Annotated in this window: 13 protein-coding genes; all 13 read left to right on the plus strand. The window is 61.0% G+C overall.

Translation table 11 applies throughout. The annotated features are described in order from the left end of the window. On the plus strand, positions 1-149 hold a 149-nt coding region (locus ACTO5E_RS07295; RefSeq protein ID WP_482302763.1), incomplete at its 5' end, for a KH domain-containing protein. Positions 150-228: 79 nt separating this feature from the next. After that, the gene (rimM, locus tag ACTO5E_RS07300) at positions 229-753 is read left to right on the plus strand and encodes a ribosome maturation factor RimM (protein ID WP_482302753.1); all 525 of its coding nucleotides are present in this window, start codon (positions 229-231) and stop codon (positions 751-753) included. Continuing rightward, positions 753-1,457: a tRNA (guanosine(37)-N1)-methyltransferase TrmD gene (trmD, locus tag ACTO5E_RS07305; protein ID WP_482302754.1), complete on the plus strand. Its 705-nt coding sequence runs from the start codon at positions 753-755 to the stop codon at positions 1,455-1,457. Before rimM ends, trmD begins: the two co-directional genes overlap by 1 nt. Positions 1,458-1,832: 375 nt before the next feature. Continuing rightward, positions 1,833-2,096 carry an HPr family phosphocarrier protein gene (locus ACTO5E_RS07310; RefSeq protein WP_322170008.1) on the plus strand — a complete coding sequence of 88 codons (264 nt, stop codon included), beginning with the start codon at positions 1,833-1,835 and terminating at the stop codon, positions 2,094-2,096. Positions 2,097-2,863: 767 nt separating this feature from the next. Continuing rightward, positions 2,864-4,738: an excinuclease ABC subunit UvrC gene (uvrC, locus tag ACTO5E_RS07315; RefSeq protein WP_482302755.1), complete on the plus strand. Its 1,875-nt coding sequence runs from the start codon at positions 2,864-2,866 to the stop codon at positions 4,736-4,738. A gap of 570 nt (positions 4,739-5,308) precedes the next feature. Further along, entirely contained in the window at positions 5,309-5,869 is a 561-nt protein-coding gene (gene rsmD / locus ACTO5E_RS07320; protein ID WP_482302756.1) for a 16S rRNA (guanine(966)-N(2))-methyltransferase RsmD, read from the plus strand. A gap of 8 nt (positions 5,870-5,877) precedes the next feature. Beyond that, positions 5,878-6,366 (plus strand): pantetheine-phosphate adenylyltransferase, encoded by a 489-nt coding sequence (gene coaD, locus ACTO5E_RS07325; protein WP_482302764.1) that lies wholly within the window; start codon positions 5,878-5,880, stop codon positions 6,364-6,366. 748 nt (positions 6,367-7,114) lie between these two features. Then, the gene (locus tag ACTO5E_RS07330; protein WP_482302757.1) at positions 7,115-7,594 is read left to right on the plus strand and encodes a F0F1 ATP synthase subunit B family protein; all 480 of its coding nucleotides are present in this window, start codon (positions 7,115-7,117) and stop codon (positions 7,592-7,594) included. Positions 7,595-7,872: 278 nt separating this feature from the next. Then, entirely contained in the window at positions 7,873-8,292 is a 420-nt protein-coding gene (mraZ, locus tag ACTO5E_RS07335) for a division/cell wall cluster transcriptional repressor MraZ (RefSeq protein WP_482302758.1), read from the plus strand. 14 nt (positions 8,293-8,306) lie between these two features. Continuing rightward, on the plus strand, positions 8,307-9,236 hold the full coding sequence (gene rsmH, locus ACTO5E_RS07340; RefSeq protein ID WP_482302759.1) for a 16S rRNA (cytosine(1402)-N(4))-methyltransferase RsmH: 930 nt from the start codon (positions 8,307-8,309) through the stop codon (positions 9,234-9,236). Positions 9,237-9,420: 184 nt separating this feature from the next. After that, complete coding sequence (locus ACTO5E_RS07345) at positions 9,421-9,945, plus strand: hypothetical protein (protein WP_482302760.1); 525 nt, start codon at positions 9,421-9,423, stop codon at positions 9,943-9,945. Between the two features lie 169 nt (positions 9,946-10,114). After that, positions 10,115-12,406 carry a penicillin-binding transpeptidase domain-containing protein gene (locus ACTO5E_RS07350; protein ID WP_482302761.1) on the plus strand — a complete coding sequence of 764 codons (2,292 nt, stop codon included), beginning with the start codon at positions 10,115-10,117 and terminating at the stop codon, positions 12,404-12,406. A 589-nt stretch (positions 12,407-12,995) separates the two neighbouring features. Then, positions 12,996-13,997 carry a phospho-N-acetylmuramoyl-pentapeptide-transferase gene (mraY, locus tag ACTO5E_RS07355; RefSeq protein WP_482302762.1) on the plus strand — a complete coding sequence of 334 codons (1,002 nt, stop codon included), beginning with the start codon at positions 12,996-12,998 and terminating at the stop codon, positions 13,995-13,997. Positions 13,998-14,271: the final 274 nt, after the last annotated feature.

A 14,271-nucleotide genomic window follows, 5' to 3' on the forward strand; every position in this document is an offset into this window, starting at 1 on the left:
ACGGTATGACTGTTTTCCATCTTCATGTGGCCGAGGACGACATGGGCCGGGTGATTGGCAAGCAGGGACGCATTGCCAAGGCCATCCGCGTGGTTATGCGGGCTGCGGCCAGCCGCAACGACAAAAAGATCATGGTGGAGATCGACTGATCTTGAAGCCAATAAGCAAAAAGGGGCAGTGCGGGCAAGGCCGCGAAGCCCCTTTTGCCTGTATTAAGGGGGTTGTACCATGAAAAAGCAGTTTTTGGAGGCGGGAAAAATCGTGCGCACCCACGGGGTGCGGGGCGAGCTCTGCCTGGAGCCCTGGGCCGACTCGCCGGAATTTCTGCTGGGGGTAAAGGAGTTCTATTTTGACCCCCAGGGCCAGCGTCCGGCGGGGCTGCTGGGCTCCCGGCCCCACAAGGGGCGGCTGCTCATCCGTCTGCGGGGGGTGGACACGGTGGAGCAGGGGGACGCTCTGCGGGGCCGGGTGCTGTACCTGAACCGGGACGGGGTGCGGCTGGAGGAGGGCCGCTTCTTTTTGCAGGACCTGATCGGCCTGCGGGCTGTGGACGGCCAAACCGGGGAGGAGTATGGGGTGTTGGAGGAGGTCGTCAACACCCCGGCCAACAACGTCTACCGCATTAAGCAGGGGGAGAAGGAGTATCTTTTTCCGGCAGTGGCCCATATGATCAAGCGCACCGACATAGAGGCCGGGGTGATCGAGCTGCTGCCCATTCCCGGCATTTTTGACGGGGACGGGGAGGAAGCCTGATGCGCATTGACATTTTCACCCTGTTTCCTGAGCTGTTTGCCCCGGCGCTGGGCAGCAGCATTGTGGGCCGGGCCCGGCGGCGGGGGCTTTTGCAGGTGTGCTGCCACCAGCTGCGGGATTTTTCTCCGGACCGGCGGGGGCGGGTGGACGACAGGGTGTTTGGAGGGGGCAAGGGGATGCTGCTGATGGCGGAGCCCTTTGCCCGGGGCCTGGACGCCCTGGCCGGGCACCTGGGGGCTCTGCCCCATGTGATATACCTGTCTCCCCGGGGGCGGGTGCTGAATCAGGCCCGGGCCCGGGACCTGGCGGCTCTGCCGGGGCTGGTTTTGCTGTGCGGCCATTACGAGGGGGTAGACCAGCGGCTGCTGGACGAGTACGGGGCTGAGGAGCTCTCCATCGGGGACTATGTGCTGACAGGGGGAGAGCTGCCGGCCATGATTCTCACGGACGCGGTGAGCCGTATGCTGCCGGGGGTGTTGTCGGACGAGAGCTGTTTTCAGGAGGAGAGCCATTTTTCCGGTCTGCTGGAGCACCCCCAGTACACCCGGCCGGAGGTGTGGCGGGGCCGGGCTGCGCCGCCGGTGCTGCTCAGCGGCCACCACGAGAGGATTGCGGCCTGGAAAAAGCAGGAGGCCTTGGCCGTGACCCGCCAAAACCGGCCCGACCTTTTTGTGAAGTTTGCGGGCGAGGATTCCTGTGATTGACGGCATGTTGTATATAAAATCTCGTTTGTTTTATATATTGTGTGTAAAACAGAAGTGGTGTTGAAAGAATGACAAAAACTTTCCACCGTGCTGGGCAGGGTGCACAAATTGCTTTATTGAAAAAATTTATACTATGTTCATAGGCACGAAATTTAATTCCACTTGTTGACGGCGGCGGGAAATGTGATATAATTAAGCCTAGAAAGCCATAGAGGCGAGGCATTTGCTCCGCGCCCAGGGAGAACCAGGTGGCTGCCTGCATATGGTATGAACATCTTATTTTCCCAAGGTTCTTGAAGTCTTTCGTAAGGAGTCCGAAAGTTCATCGAAAACCCAAGCATCGATTTCAAAAATTCTGTAGGAGAGTGAATGTACATGTGCGCAAAAGAAGTTTTGGTTCAGAATCAGGTTGGTCTTCACGCCCGTCCGGCAACGTTCTTTATTCAGAAGGCCAACGAGTTCAAGTCCTCTATCTGGGTGGAGAAGGAGGAGCGCAGGGTTAACGCCAAGAGTCTGCTGGGCGTGCTGAGCCTGGGCATTGTAGGCGGGGTGACCATTCGCATTATTGCGGACGGTTCTGACGAGCAGCAGGCGGTGGACGCGCTGGTGGCGCTGGTCAACTCCGGCTTTGCGGAGTAAATCTCAAGAAAAGAGTATGAATGGCATCGCACCCCTAGCGATGCCTTTTCCTTTCCCCCAGCGTGACGCCCAGCGTGACGCTGGACCCAATTCGCGAAGCGGGCTGGCACGCCAGCCCTACTGGGGTGCGAACAGCTGGGTTGATGGTCGCGGTTTGGGGGTGGCTGCTAATCAGCGGGGCTTTTTTAGGGCGGTTGCGGGTGGCATGGGTGACATGGGTGGCAGAGCCGGCATCGCGGGCCGGAAAGTTGCCTGTCCCCACGAGGTGGGTGCGCGACTAAAAAGTCTTTGAAGATTCTTAAGAAACTTTCTACAGAAAGTTTCTTAAGCCGCCGGAGGCGACCTTGCTCTTGACCTTAAACACCCCAAAAACGCAGGAGGGTAGGGGGTCTCGGCTTCGCCTCGGTCGGTTCGCAGCTTGTCTGCCACCGGCAGACGCTCACCCCTCGCCGGGGGTTTCTTATCGAATGGCCGCGAAGCGGACATTCGACAAAGCCCTTAATCCCTAAGCGTCGGGGGCGGGCGGGGTGGGACGCTGCCGCTGCCCTCGGTGGCCGCCTGAGCAAGCGAAGCTTGCGAAGAAAGAGCCACCGAACCGCCACCCACGCAAAGCGCCGTGTGCGGGATCTCTACACGGGCCAATTGCCCGCCAAAGGTCGCCGCCCCATAACGCCCCCAACCACCTGACGAAAGCCGCCAGTCAGCCCAGCCACAAAAACATCATCCGTCTCCCAGTCAAAAAACACATGCCGCATGGAGGTGCGCCTATGGACGGCCAGGAGGAAAAACGCAAGGAGCTGCGAAAAAAAGCCATGCAGCTGCCCCTGACCCCAGGGGTCTATATTATGCACGACAGCACAGGAGAAATCATATATATTGGCAAGGCCAAGGCCCTGAAGAACCGGGTCAGCCAGTATTTCGGCTCAGAGAAGAACCACGACGCCAAGGTCCGCAAAATGACCTCGAATGTAGACTGGTTCGAGTACATTCTCACAGACAGCGAGTTTGAGGCCCTGGTTTTGGAGAGCAGCCTCATCAAGCAGCACCAGCCCAAGTATAACATTCTTCTCAAGGACGACAAGGGCTACTGCTACATTCGGGTCAGCGGCGGCGAGTGGCCCCGGGTGACGGCGGTGCTGCAAAAGGAGGAGGACGGAGCCAAGTACATCGGCCCCTACCTGAGCTTCTGGTCCATCCGTGAGACCGTGGACGCGGCCCGAAAAATCTTCCGCCTGCCAGACTGCAACCGGAAATTCCCCCAGGACTTTGGCAAGGCCCGGCCCTGCCTGAATTTTTATATTGACCAGTGCTGCGCCCCCTGCCGGGGCCGGGTGAGCCTGAAGGACTATCAGGAGGCCTTCCAGCAGGCCATGGACTTCATCAAGGGGGGCAGCGGCACCTCGGTGCGGGAGCTGACCCGGCGCATGGAGCAGGCTGCCGAGGACCTGGACTTTGAGCTGGCCGCCCGGCTGCGGGACCGGATTAACGCCATCAACAAGCTGAAGGAGCGGCAGAAGGTGGTGGCCAGCCGGGTGGAGGAGCAGGATGTGTTCGCCCTGGCCCAGGGGGAGCAGAGCACGGCCTTTGAGGTGTTCCGCTTTACCGGCGGCAAGCTCAGCGACCGAGAGAGCTTTGTCACCGAGGGCTGTCAGCCGGACGGGGAGAGCCGCTCGGAGTTTTTGCGCCAGTATTACGCCATCCGCGACAGGATTCCCCCGGTGGTCACCCTGGACGGGCCTGTGGAGGACCAGGAGCTGGTGGCTCAGTGGCTCAGTGAAAAGCGGGGCCGGACAGTCCGGCTCAACGTGCCCCAAAAGGGCAGTCAGCGGCAGCTGGTGGAGATGTGCCGCTCCAACGCCGCCGAGACCCTGGCCCAGCGCAGCGGCCTCGCCGGCCGTGACGCCTCCGCCCTGGACGAGCTGCGCCGGCTGCTGGGCCTGGAAAAGACCCCGGCCTATATCGAGTGCTACGACATCTCTAACCTGCAGGGGGGCGAGAACGTGGCGGGCATGGTGGTGTTTGAGAACGGCCGGCCCCTGAAGGCCGCGTACCGCCGGTTTAAAATCAAGACCGTGGAGGGGCAGGACGACTACGGCTCCATGCGGGAGGTCATCCGCCGGCGGCTGGGGGAGTACCGGGCCCACCAGGCCCAGGGGGACGGCGCAGGCTTTGGCCGTCTGCCCGACCTGATTCTGCTGGACGGCGGCAAGGGCCATGTGGCGGCTGTGCAGCCGGTGCTGGAGGAGATGGGCGTCAACGTCCCCCTGTACGGCCTGGTGAAGGACGACAAGCACCGCACCCGGGCCATTGCCCGAACCGGGGGAGAAATCGCCATCACCTCCACCCGGCGGGCGTTCACGCTGCTGTCCACCATTCAGGACGAGGTGCACCGGTTCGCCATAGGCTACCACCGGCAGCAGCGGAAGAAGTCCGCTGTTTCCAGCACGCTGCTGTCCATCGAAGGGGTGGGGCCTGCCCGGGCCAAGGCGCTGCTGAAGCATTTCCGCACCGTGGGGGCAGTGGGAGAGGCCACCGAAGAGGAGCTGGCCGCAGCCCCCGGCATGACCAAGCCCGCAGCGGCAAAGGTGTACCGGCACTTTCACGGTGAGGAAGCCCAGCCGCAGCCAGAGGAAGCCCCATAACACAAACGGGGGCCACAGAAGACAGCGTGACCGCCCACAGGCAAGGAAGCCGGGAGGGGGCTGTCTGTTTGGCAGGTCGACAGGGGGGAGCTGCGTGCCGCACAGAAAGCAAACGGTTGCCCCGCTGTCGCTCCCGGGGGCAAGGGTATGCCGGTACTTTTTACAGTGAGGAAGCCCAGCCGCAGCCAGAGGAAGCCCCGTAACACAAAACAGAGGCCGCAGGTAGACAGCGTGACCGCCCACGGGTAAGGGAGCCAGGAGGGGGGCTGTCTGTTTGGCAGGTCGACAGGGGGAGAGCTGCGTGCCGCGGGGAAAATGAATGATTGCCCGGCCTCCGGGGGCGTCGAACGACCAGGAGAGCGGTTCAGACTTGTGGGGGCTGGGGCGGCGTTGGCAGGGGCCGGCGGGGCTCTGGCTGGCGAAAGAGCCGGGGTTCTGTGGCTTTCTGTGGGACAGGTGTGGAAAAATCCCCGGAATTACGGGAAAATTTCTCCGAAAGGTTGACATATCCCGGGAAAAATGGGATAATAACCGGTAGTGTTCGTTTGAATCAGCGGTTGAGGTGAAGGAATGCGAATCATAACCGGAACGAAGCGGGGGAAAAAGCTGCTGGCCCTGGAGGGCGAGCAGGTGCGCCCCACCACCAACATGGTAAAAGAGGCCCTGTTCAACATCCTGCAATTCGGCATTGAGGGGCGCAGGTTTCTGGACCTGTTCGCGGGGTCGGGGCAGATTGGCCTGGAGGCCCTGAGCCGGGGGGCCCGGGAGGCTGTGCTGGTAGACAGCAGCCGGGACTCGGTGCGGGTGATACAGAAGAATGTGGAGGCCGCAGGCTTTGCCGGGCAGGCCCGGGTGGCGCAGTCGGACTTTGCCAGCTATTTGCGGGGGGAGCGGGGCCGGTTTGACGTGGCCTTTCTCGACCCGCCCTATGAGGCGGGGCTGCTGGGTCAGGCCTTAGAGCTGGCCGCGGGGGTGATGGCCCCGGGCGGGGTGATTGTCTGCGAGCACGGCAGCAAGGAGACGCCTCCAAAGGAGGCGGGGGGCTTTGCCCTGAAAAAGACCCACCGCTACGGCAGAACGGCCCTCACGGTCTACCGGGCGAAGGAGACAGCTGAAGGAGCGGAAGAATGACGCAGCACATGAAAACAGCCATCTGCCCCGGCAGCTTTGACCCGGTGACCTTGGGGCATTTGGATATTATCAGCCGGGCGGGGAAGATTTTTGACAGGATTATTGTGGCGGTGCCGGTGAACCCGGACAAGCGTTACAGCTTCTCGGTGGAGGAGCGCATGGACATGCTGCGCGCGGTATGCGCGGCGGAGGGCATTGGCAACGTAGAGGTAGACCGGGTAGAGGGTTTACTGGCGGACTATGCCCGGCGGAAGGGCGCGGTGGTGGTGGTAAAGGGCCTGCGGGCGTTGACGGACTTTGAGTATGAATTCCAGCAGGCGCTGACCAACAAAAAGCTGAACCCTCAGCTAGAGACCATGTTTCTCTCCACCAACGCGGAGTATATGTTTTTAAGCTCCAGCATGGTGAAGCAGGTGGCGGGCTTTGGGGGAGACATCTCCCATTTTGTACCAGAGTGCCTCTTAGCTCAAATCCAATCCCGCCTCTGCCCAGCGTGACGCCCAGCGTGACGCTGGACCCAGTTCGCGGGGCGCGTTGGCACGCCAACGCTACTGGGAGGGGGTAGTGAGGTGCGTAGTCGCGGTTTGGGGGTTGTTTAAACCAGCAGGCTTTTTTTGGGGGTGGCTGCTGATCAGCGGGGCTTTTTTTAGGGCGGTTGCGGGTGACATGGGTGGCAGAGCCGACATCGCGGGCCGGAAAGTTATTTGTCCCCACACGGTGGGTGCGCGAATAAAAAGTCTTTGAAGATTCTTAAGAAACTTTCTTCAGAAAGTTTCTTAAGCCGCCGGAGGCGACCTTGACCTTAAAATCCTAACCAAAACGCAGGAGGGTAGGAAAACGTCCCAGTGGGACGTTTTCCGTAGGGAACCACCGTAAGGGGTTCCCTATCGAATGGCCGCTTTAGCGGACATTCGACAAAGCCCTTAAAGCCCTAAACGTCGGGGGTGGGCGGGGTGGGACGCTGCCGCTGCCCTCGGGGGCCGCCTGAGCAAGCGAAGCTTGCGAAGAAAGAGCCCCCGACGGTAGAACCCACGCCAAACGCAGTGTGCGGTATCTCTAAACGGGCCAATCGCCCGCCAAAGGCCACCCCCACAATATACCCATAATATAAATAAAGAAGCCAGTAAAACCCCCGCCTGCGTTGCAGTCAAACAAAGGCGGCAGTCATAGAATTTCAGCCACAAAGCCCCCCTCTGCCAGGGGACAGCTCAGTCATGGAAGAGTATGGGAAAGGAACGGGTTAGTATGAGCAATAATCAAGCAACCATCGAAGACCTGATCGACGAGATGTACGACGTGCTGGACAAGGGCTGGAAGATGCCTCTGTCCTCCGGCAAGGTGCTGGTAGACAGCGAGGAGATTCGGGCCATTCTGGACGATATCCGGGACGTGTTCCCCAAGGAGATCGGCCAGGCCAAGGCCATTGTGGCCGACCACGGGCAGATTCTGGCCGAGGCCAGGCGCGAGGCGGAGTCCATTGTCCATGCCGCCGAGGAGCGGGGCAAGGCCCTGGTCTCTCAGGAGGAGGTGGTGCGCCAGGCCCAGGCCCGGGCCAATGAGATACTCGCCCAGGCCCAGGCCAAGTTCAAGGAGATGCGCAAGGCCAGCAACGACTATGTGGACGACCTGATGCGCCGCACAGACGAGTCCCTTTCCGAGAGCCTGACGGAATTGCGCAAGACCAGGCAGAATATCAAGGCCTCTCAGAGAAATTCACAAATCTAGGACTGAGATTTTGTGTAACAATAACAAATGAAAATGGCGGTTGTCTTTCCCATCACAAGATATTGTGGTGGGAATTTTTGTTCCCATCAAATAGCCTCGAACAACCCTTCGAGCCCGAAGACGGGCGGGGCCTCTGAGATTTTGAGGTTGCTTTTGGGGGCGGTTTGGGCTATAATAGTGTTACTGGGTGGCACAAAGTGGGTAAATGTGCAGCTTGGCGGTGAGAAGTGCGGAGCCGGTGGGGAATCGCCGGAGCAGCCGCGGAAAGGAACAGGCACATGCTGACAGGAGAGTACCAGCACAACATGGACCCCAAGGGTCGGGTGACCGTGCCTTCCAGATTCCGCGAGGACCTGGGAGACCGCTTCTATGTGTGCAAGGGCCTGGACGGCTGTCTGTTCGTACTCTCCAACACCCAGTGGGAGAAGCTGGTAGAAAAGGTCTCCGCCATGCCCCTGGCCCAGGGGCGGGGCATTCAGCGCTATTTCTTTTCCGGCGCAGCCGAGGTGGAGCCGGACAAGCAGGGGCGCATCCTCATCCCTCAAAACCTGCGGGACCACGCGGGGCTGGAAAAGGATGTGACCGTGATTGGCGCGGCCGTGCGGGCGGAGATTTGGGACACCGCCCGGTGGAAGGCCTATAACGACAGTCAGACCAGCGAGAACATTGAGGAGTCCATGAACCTGATGGCCTTCTGACATAGGAGGGGCCTATGGAATTTCAACATAAGCCGGTGCTGTTTTGCGAGACCATGCAGGGGCTGAACATCCGGCCCGGGTGCGTTTATATTGACGGCACCGTGGGCGGGGGCGGCCACTCTCAGGGTATTTTAGAGCGTTTGGCCGGCACAGGCCGGCTGCTGGGCATTGACCAGGACCCGGACGCCTTAGAGGCGGCGGGCCGCCGGCTGGCCGGCTTTGCCAACCACACCCTGGCCCAGGGCAACTTCAGCCAGATGAAGGAGCTGGCCCAGGCAGCGGGCATAGAGGCGGCGGACGGGGTGCTGCTGGATATCGGCGTATCCTCCCACCAGCTGGACGACCAGGCCCGGGGCTTCTCTTACCACCATGACGCGCCCCTGGACATGCGCATGAGCCAGCAGGGCCCCACGGCGGCGGAGCTGGTGAACTGCCTCACCAAAGCAGAGCTGACAGAGATTCTCTGGCGGTATGGGGAGGAGAAAAACGCCGGGCGCATTGCCCAGGGCATCTGCCGGGCCAGAGAGGCGGCTCCTGTTGAGACCACCCTTCAGCTGGCGGAGATTGTTAAAAGCTCGGTGCCCGCGGCAGTGCGAAGGGCGGAGGGCCACCCGGCCCGCAAAACCTTTCAGGCATTGCGCATTGCGGTAAACAGGGAGCTGGACCGGCTCTCGGAGGGCCTGGACGGGGCCTTTGGGCTGCTGAAGCCCCAGGGGCGGCTGGCAGTCATCACCTTCCACTCCTTAGAGGACCGGATGGTCAAGCGGCGCATGGCCCAGTGGTGTCAGGGCTGCACCTGCCCCAAGGATTTTCCGGTGTGCGTGTGCGGAAAGCTGCCCCAGGGCAGGCTGGTGTACAAAAGGGGACTGGCCCCCACTCCGGAGGAAGTCAACGAAAACCCCCGGGCCCGCAGCGCCCGGCTCAGGGTGTTCGAGAAGGCATAGAGGTTTTAGATAGAGCAAGGACCCCCCGGACCCGGGAGGAGGGGGGGATTGACAGAAGGCAGGGATGACGATTATTCTATCATGGTTGACATAATAAGCCGACATAATCGACAGGCCGACAAAATCAGCATGGCATAATTTGGGACAGGAACAACCGGCCAATCGGGCCGGCGGGAGGACACACATGGCATATCAGTCGGAAGCATATGATTTTTCCTTGTTCGAGGAGCGCAACGCCGCCCCGGTGCTGGACCCCCAGATAGAGGAACAGCCCCAGCGGCGAGACAAAGTGGTGGAGCTGCCCGAGCGGCAGCCCCAAGGGGAGCCCAAAAAGCAGCCCAAACACAGCCCCTTCAAGCGCATAGCGGGGGCCCTGTGCTTTTCGCTGCTGTTTCTCACAGGCATTACCGCGGTATACAGCGAGGTGCAGCTGACCGAGCTGACCGAGAAAATGAACGAAATGCAGGGGGATCTTTCCGAGGCCCAGAGCCTGGAAATCCAGCTGAACATGCAGGCCGCACAGCGCATGTCCGACGCCCAGGTGGAGGACTACGCGGTGCAGCAGCTGGGCATGGGCAAGCTGGCCGGGTCGCAGGTGGTGTATATGCATGTGGCCCGGCAGGACAAGGGCACCGTGGTGCAGGAGATTGCGGAGGCCTCTTGGCTGGACAAGCTGCTGGAGACCCTGCGGGGCTGGCTGGCCCGGTAGCGGCGGCAGTCTTCGGCGGAGCCCGGGGCATAAGCCGGGGCAGGCCGGAATAACAATAGAACGGAGTGATTTACGGGAGAGCCAAGACCGCTTTGGCTCTCCCGTCGGCAGAAGCTGTGGAAAGAGGGCGGCTGAGGGGCTGAAAAACAGATTCTGGAAGGAGAACGCTATGGCAAAAGGCACAGCCGAAAAAATAAGAAAAAAGGCCATGGGGCTGACAGCGGCCTTGGTTTTTGTGGGCTTTGGGGCGGCGGCGGCCAGTCTGTTCCACTGGCAGGTGGTGCGGGGCGAGGAGCTCAGCGCCAAAGCCTTGGAGCAGAGCCTGCGCAGCACCGCCTTGCCCGCCATGCGGGGCAGCATTTACGACGCCACGGGCACTAAGGTGCTGGCCCAAAGCGCCAGCGTGTGGACCGTGGTGCTGGAACCGGCTTATCTGGCGGAGAACGAGGCCCTGCGGCGCACCGTGGCGGTGGGGCTGTCCCGCATTTTGGGGCTGGACGAGGAGGAGCTTTATCAGGAGACCGGAGACCGGTCCTCCTATTACACGGTGATTAAGCGGAAGATTGAGACGGATGTGCGGGACGAGATCAACCGGTTCAAGGAGGAGAACGGAATCGGCAACGGCATCCGCCTGATTGACGACTATAAGCGCTATTACCCCTACGGCACCGTGGCCTCTAATGTGCTGGGCTTTACCGGCAGCGACAACCAGGGCCTGGAGGGGCTGGAGGTCTACTATGAGAGCGAGCTCTCTGGCAGCGCGGGCCGGCTGGTGGCGGCGAAAAACGGTTTTGGCACCGACATGCCCTTTGAGTATGAGCAGGTGGTGGAGCCCGAGGACGGCTACAACCTGGTGCTCACCATTGACGAGACTGTGCAGAGCATTATGGAGAAGTATCTGGCGGAGGGCATTGAGAAGTTCAAGGTGAAAAACGGCGCGGTGGCGGTGATGATGGACGTGAACACCGGGGGGATTATAGGCCTGGCGGTTCAGCCCACCTACGACCCCAACGACTACCTTACCATTCTGGACAAAAACCTGCTGGCCAAGATTGAGGCCCTGCCCGAGGGGGAGGAGCGGGACGAGGCGGAGAGGCTGGCCCAGTCCACCCAGTGGCGGAACAAGGCAGTGTCCGACACCTATTACCCGGGCAGCGTCTACAAAATGTGCGTGGGCTCCATGGGCCTGGAGGAGGGGGCCATCACCGAGGAGAGCCAGTTTACCTGCAGCGGCGGGTTCCGGGTGGAGGGCATGGACGACCCCATCCACTGCTGGAAGACCTCGGGCCACGGGTCCGAGACCTTCCGGGAGGGGCTGTGCAACTCCTGCAACCCCTGGTTCATGCACATCGGCGAGCTGCTGACCGTGCCCACCTTCTGTAAATACCGGGAGTCCTTTGGCTTTACCAGCAAAACCGGCATCGACCTGCCCGGCGAGTCCGGCAGCCTTTACCACGACGAGGCGGACATGAGCTTTGCGGACCTGATGGTGGAGTCCTTTGGGCAGAACTTCAGCATCACTCCCATCCAGATGATCACCGCCTGCGCGTCGGTGGCCAACGGGGGCTATCTGGTGCGCCCCCATGTGGTAGACCGGATTGTGGACAACAGCGGCAACATTGTCAAAACAGCGGACACCAGCTACCGGCGGCAGGTCATCTCTGAGAGCACCTCCCGCACGGTGACGGATATTCTTAAGCAGAACGCGGCCTCGGGCACAGCCCGGGGGGGCTATGTGGCCGGCTACCGTATCTGCGGCAAAACCGGCACCTCAGAGAAGGTGGCAAAGCACAACGAGGACCTGGCAAAGGACCCCAGCGCCCAGATGACCTACATTGCCTCTTACTGCGGCTTTGCCCCGGCGGAGGACCCGAAATATGCCCTGCTGGTGTTTTTTGACGAGCCGGACGGGGATGAGAACGGGGGCTTTACCGGCGGCAACGCAGTGGCCGGGCCCATCTTCTCGGCCATGATGCAGGAGATCCTCCCCTATCTGGGGGTAGAGGTGGAGTACAGCGACGACGAGTACAACGAGATGTACACCGTGTCCCCCAAGGTGGTGGGGCTGAGCATTACCGACGCCCAGGCCGCTTTGCAGGAGCAGGGGCTGAAATACAACATTGTGGGCGACGAGAGCGACTGGGACAATGTGGTGGTGGAGCAGATTCCCGAGAGCGGGTCCACGGTGCCCAAGGACGGCATGGTGGTGCTTTACACCTCTGGCTATGACATGGACGACGCCCTGGTGGAGGTGCCGGACTTCTCCGGCTCGGGCCTGGTGAACGCCAGCTACCTGGCGGCGGAGTGCGGGCTGCAAATCAGCGTGAACGGCAGCCGGGACGAGGGCACGGTGGTGATGATGCAGGCCACCCCTGCCGGCGACAAGGTGAAAAAGGGCACGGTGATCACCCTGACCTTTGCGGAGGAGCTGAACACCGAGACCTATGTGCACATCAACTAGGGGGGCGTTTCCATCCCCCTCCCCGCAGGCGGCGGATATTTTGCCGTGCTCTGGGTGGAAGGTTCTTGCAGTACGCTGGGAACACAGGAGCTGCAAGCGGTTCAGAAAATTTTCGGCTGCAAGCTGGCAAAAAGCGGTTCCGAAAGCCCTATACTTAGCTTGTGGAAGCGTATTCCGGCTTGGCTCGGGCGTTGCCGGGCGGCATGTCTTGGGCACGGGCTGTAGAGACTGGGCGGGGTGCATCTCCGTCCCGAAAGGCCGGCAGATATTTTGCCGTGCTCTGGGTGGAAGGTTTTTGCAGTACGCTGGGAACACAGGAGCTGCAAGCGGTTCAGAAAATTTTCGGCTGTAAGCTGGCAAAAAGCGGTTCCGAAAGCCCTATACTTAGCTTGTGGGAGCGTACCCCGGCTTGGCTCGGGCGTTTCCGGGCGGCATGTCTTGGGCCGGGGCTGCGGAGACCGGGCGGGGCGCGCGCCCGGTTTTGGCCGCTGCGCACCGCGTCGGGCCGTGGAACAGTCTGACTGACCCTGGCGGGGAGCCGGGCTGTTGAGGGAAAAAAGAAAAGAGAAGCAAAGAGGAGAGAGCGTAAATGAACAACATTCTGTATCTGTCGGCGGCGCTGGTGGGGTTTGGGGCCACGGCCCTGCTGGGCTGGTGGATGATCCCCTTTCTGCACCGGCTGAAGTTTGGCCAGACCATTCGGGAGATTGGCCCCAGCTGGCACAAGAAAAAGGAGGGCACCCCCACCATGGGGGGGCTGATGTTCATTGCGGGCGTGGTGTTGGCGGTGTGCGGCTGTATGCCGGTGTTCTACCACCAGGCCGGGGCCGAGACCCCTTTGATGACCGTGCGGCTGTTCGGGGGCCTGGCCATGGCCGTGGGCTATGGGGCCATCGGCTTTATGGACGACTACATCGGCGTGGCGAAAAAGCGCAACCTGGGCCTGACAGAGAAGCAGAAGCTGGTTCTCCAGTTTCTGGCGGCGGGGGCCTACCTGCTGAGCCTGTATCTGGCAGGGGAGGACACGGCGACGCTGATTCCCTTTGTGGGCCGGGTGGATTTGGGGCTGCTCTATTATCCTCTGGCGGCCATTTTGCTGGTGGGGCTGACCAACGCGGTGAACTTTACCGACGGCGTGGACGGCCTGGACGCCACGGTGAGCTTTTTCGTGTTTATGATTTTGGCCCTGTGCGCGGGGGCGCTCTCCATGACCGGGATGACCGCCATGGCGGTAGCCGCGGCCGCGGCCTGCGTGGGCTTTCTGCTGTGGAATTTTCACCCGGCGAAGGTGTTTATGGGGGACACGGGCTCGCTGTTTTTAGGGGGCATGGCAGGGGCGCTGGCCTTTGGGCTGGATATGCCCATTCTGCTGCTGCCCCTGGGGGTGATTTACTGGGCGGAGATTTTGTCGGTGGTGCTGCAGGTGGCGTACTTCAAGAGGACCCATGGCAAGCGGCTGTTCAAGATGTCGCCCATACACCACCACTTTGAGATGTGCGGGTGGAGCGAGGTCAAGATCTGTCTGGTATTTGGAGGCATCGCCCTGCTGGGCGGGGTTCTGGGCCTAGCGGCGGTGGTATTTGGAGTATAAACCCAAGAAACAAGCCAATCAAAAGCTTTTGAAGATTCCGACTTCATCTTTGATGAAGTCGAAGGGACTTTTCTCGAAAAGTCCCTTAAGCAGAGGTCAGAGTCCCCAAGGTCTTGCCCTTGACCTTAAAAACACCTGCAAAAGCGCAGGAAGATAGAGAAATGTCCCAGTGGGACATTTCTCGTAAGAGTCTCGGCTTCGCCTCGGTCGGTTCGCAGCTTGTCTGCCACCGGCAGACGCTCACCCCTCGCCGGGGGTTTCTTATCGAATGGGA

Source organism: Acutalibacter sp., assembly GCF_056800975.1.

Bases quoted from the DNA above. Each gene is read 5' to 3' on its own strand.
- rsmD (WP_482302756.1), top strand. From the start codon at position 5,309: ATGCGAATCATAACCGGAACGAAGCGGGGGAAAAAGCTGCTGGCCCTG.
- ACTO5E_RS07350 (WP_482302761.1), top strand. From the start codon at position 10,115: ATGGCAAAAGGCACAGCCGAAAAAATAAGAAAAAAGGCCATGGGGCTG.
- ACTO5E_RS07345 (WP_482302760.1), top strand. From the start codon at position 9,421: ATGGCATATCAGTCGGAAGCATATGATTTTTCCTTGTTCGAGGAGCGC.
- uvrC (WP_482302755.1), top strand. From the start codon at position 2,864: ATGGACGGCCAGGAGGAAAAACGCAAGGAGCTGCGAAAAAAAGCCATG.
- coaD (WP_482302764.1), top strand. From the start codon at position 5,878: ATGAAAACAGCCATCTGCCCCGGCAGCTTTGACCCGGTGACCTTGGGG.
- rsmH (WP_482302759.1), top strand. From the start codon at position 8,307: ATGGAATTTCAACATAAGCCGGTGCTGTTTTGCGAGACCATGCAGGGG.
- mraY (WP_482302762.1), top strand. From the start codon at position 12,996: ATGAACAACATTCTGTATCTGTCGGCGGCGCTGGTGGGGTTTGGGGCC.
- ACTO5E_RS07330 (WP_482302757.1), top strand. From the start codon at position 7,115: ATGAGCAATAATCAAGCAACCATCGAAGACCTGATCGACGAGATGTAC.
- rimM (WP_482302753.1), top strand. From the start codon at position 229: ATGAAAAAGCAGTTTTTGGAGGCGGGAAAAATCGTGCGCACCCACGGG.
- ACTO5E_RS07310 (WP_322170008.1), top strand. From the start codon at position 1,833: ATGTGCGCAAAAGAAGTTTTGGTTCAGAATCAGGTTGGTCTTCACGCC.
- mraZ (WP_482302758.1), top strand. From the start codon at position 7,873: ATGCTGACAGGAGAGTACCAGCACAACATGGACCCCAAGGGTCGGGTG.
- trmD (WP_482302754.1), top strand. From the start codon at position 753: ATGCGCATTGACATTTTCACCCTGTTTCCTGAGCTGTTTGCCCCGGCG.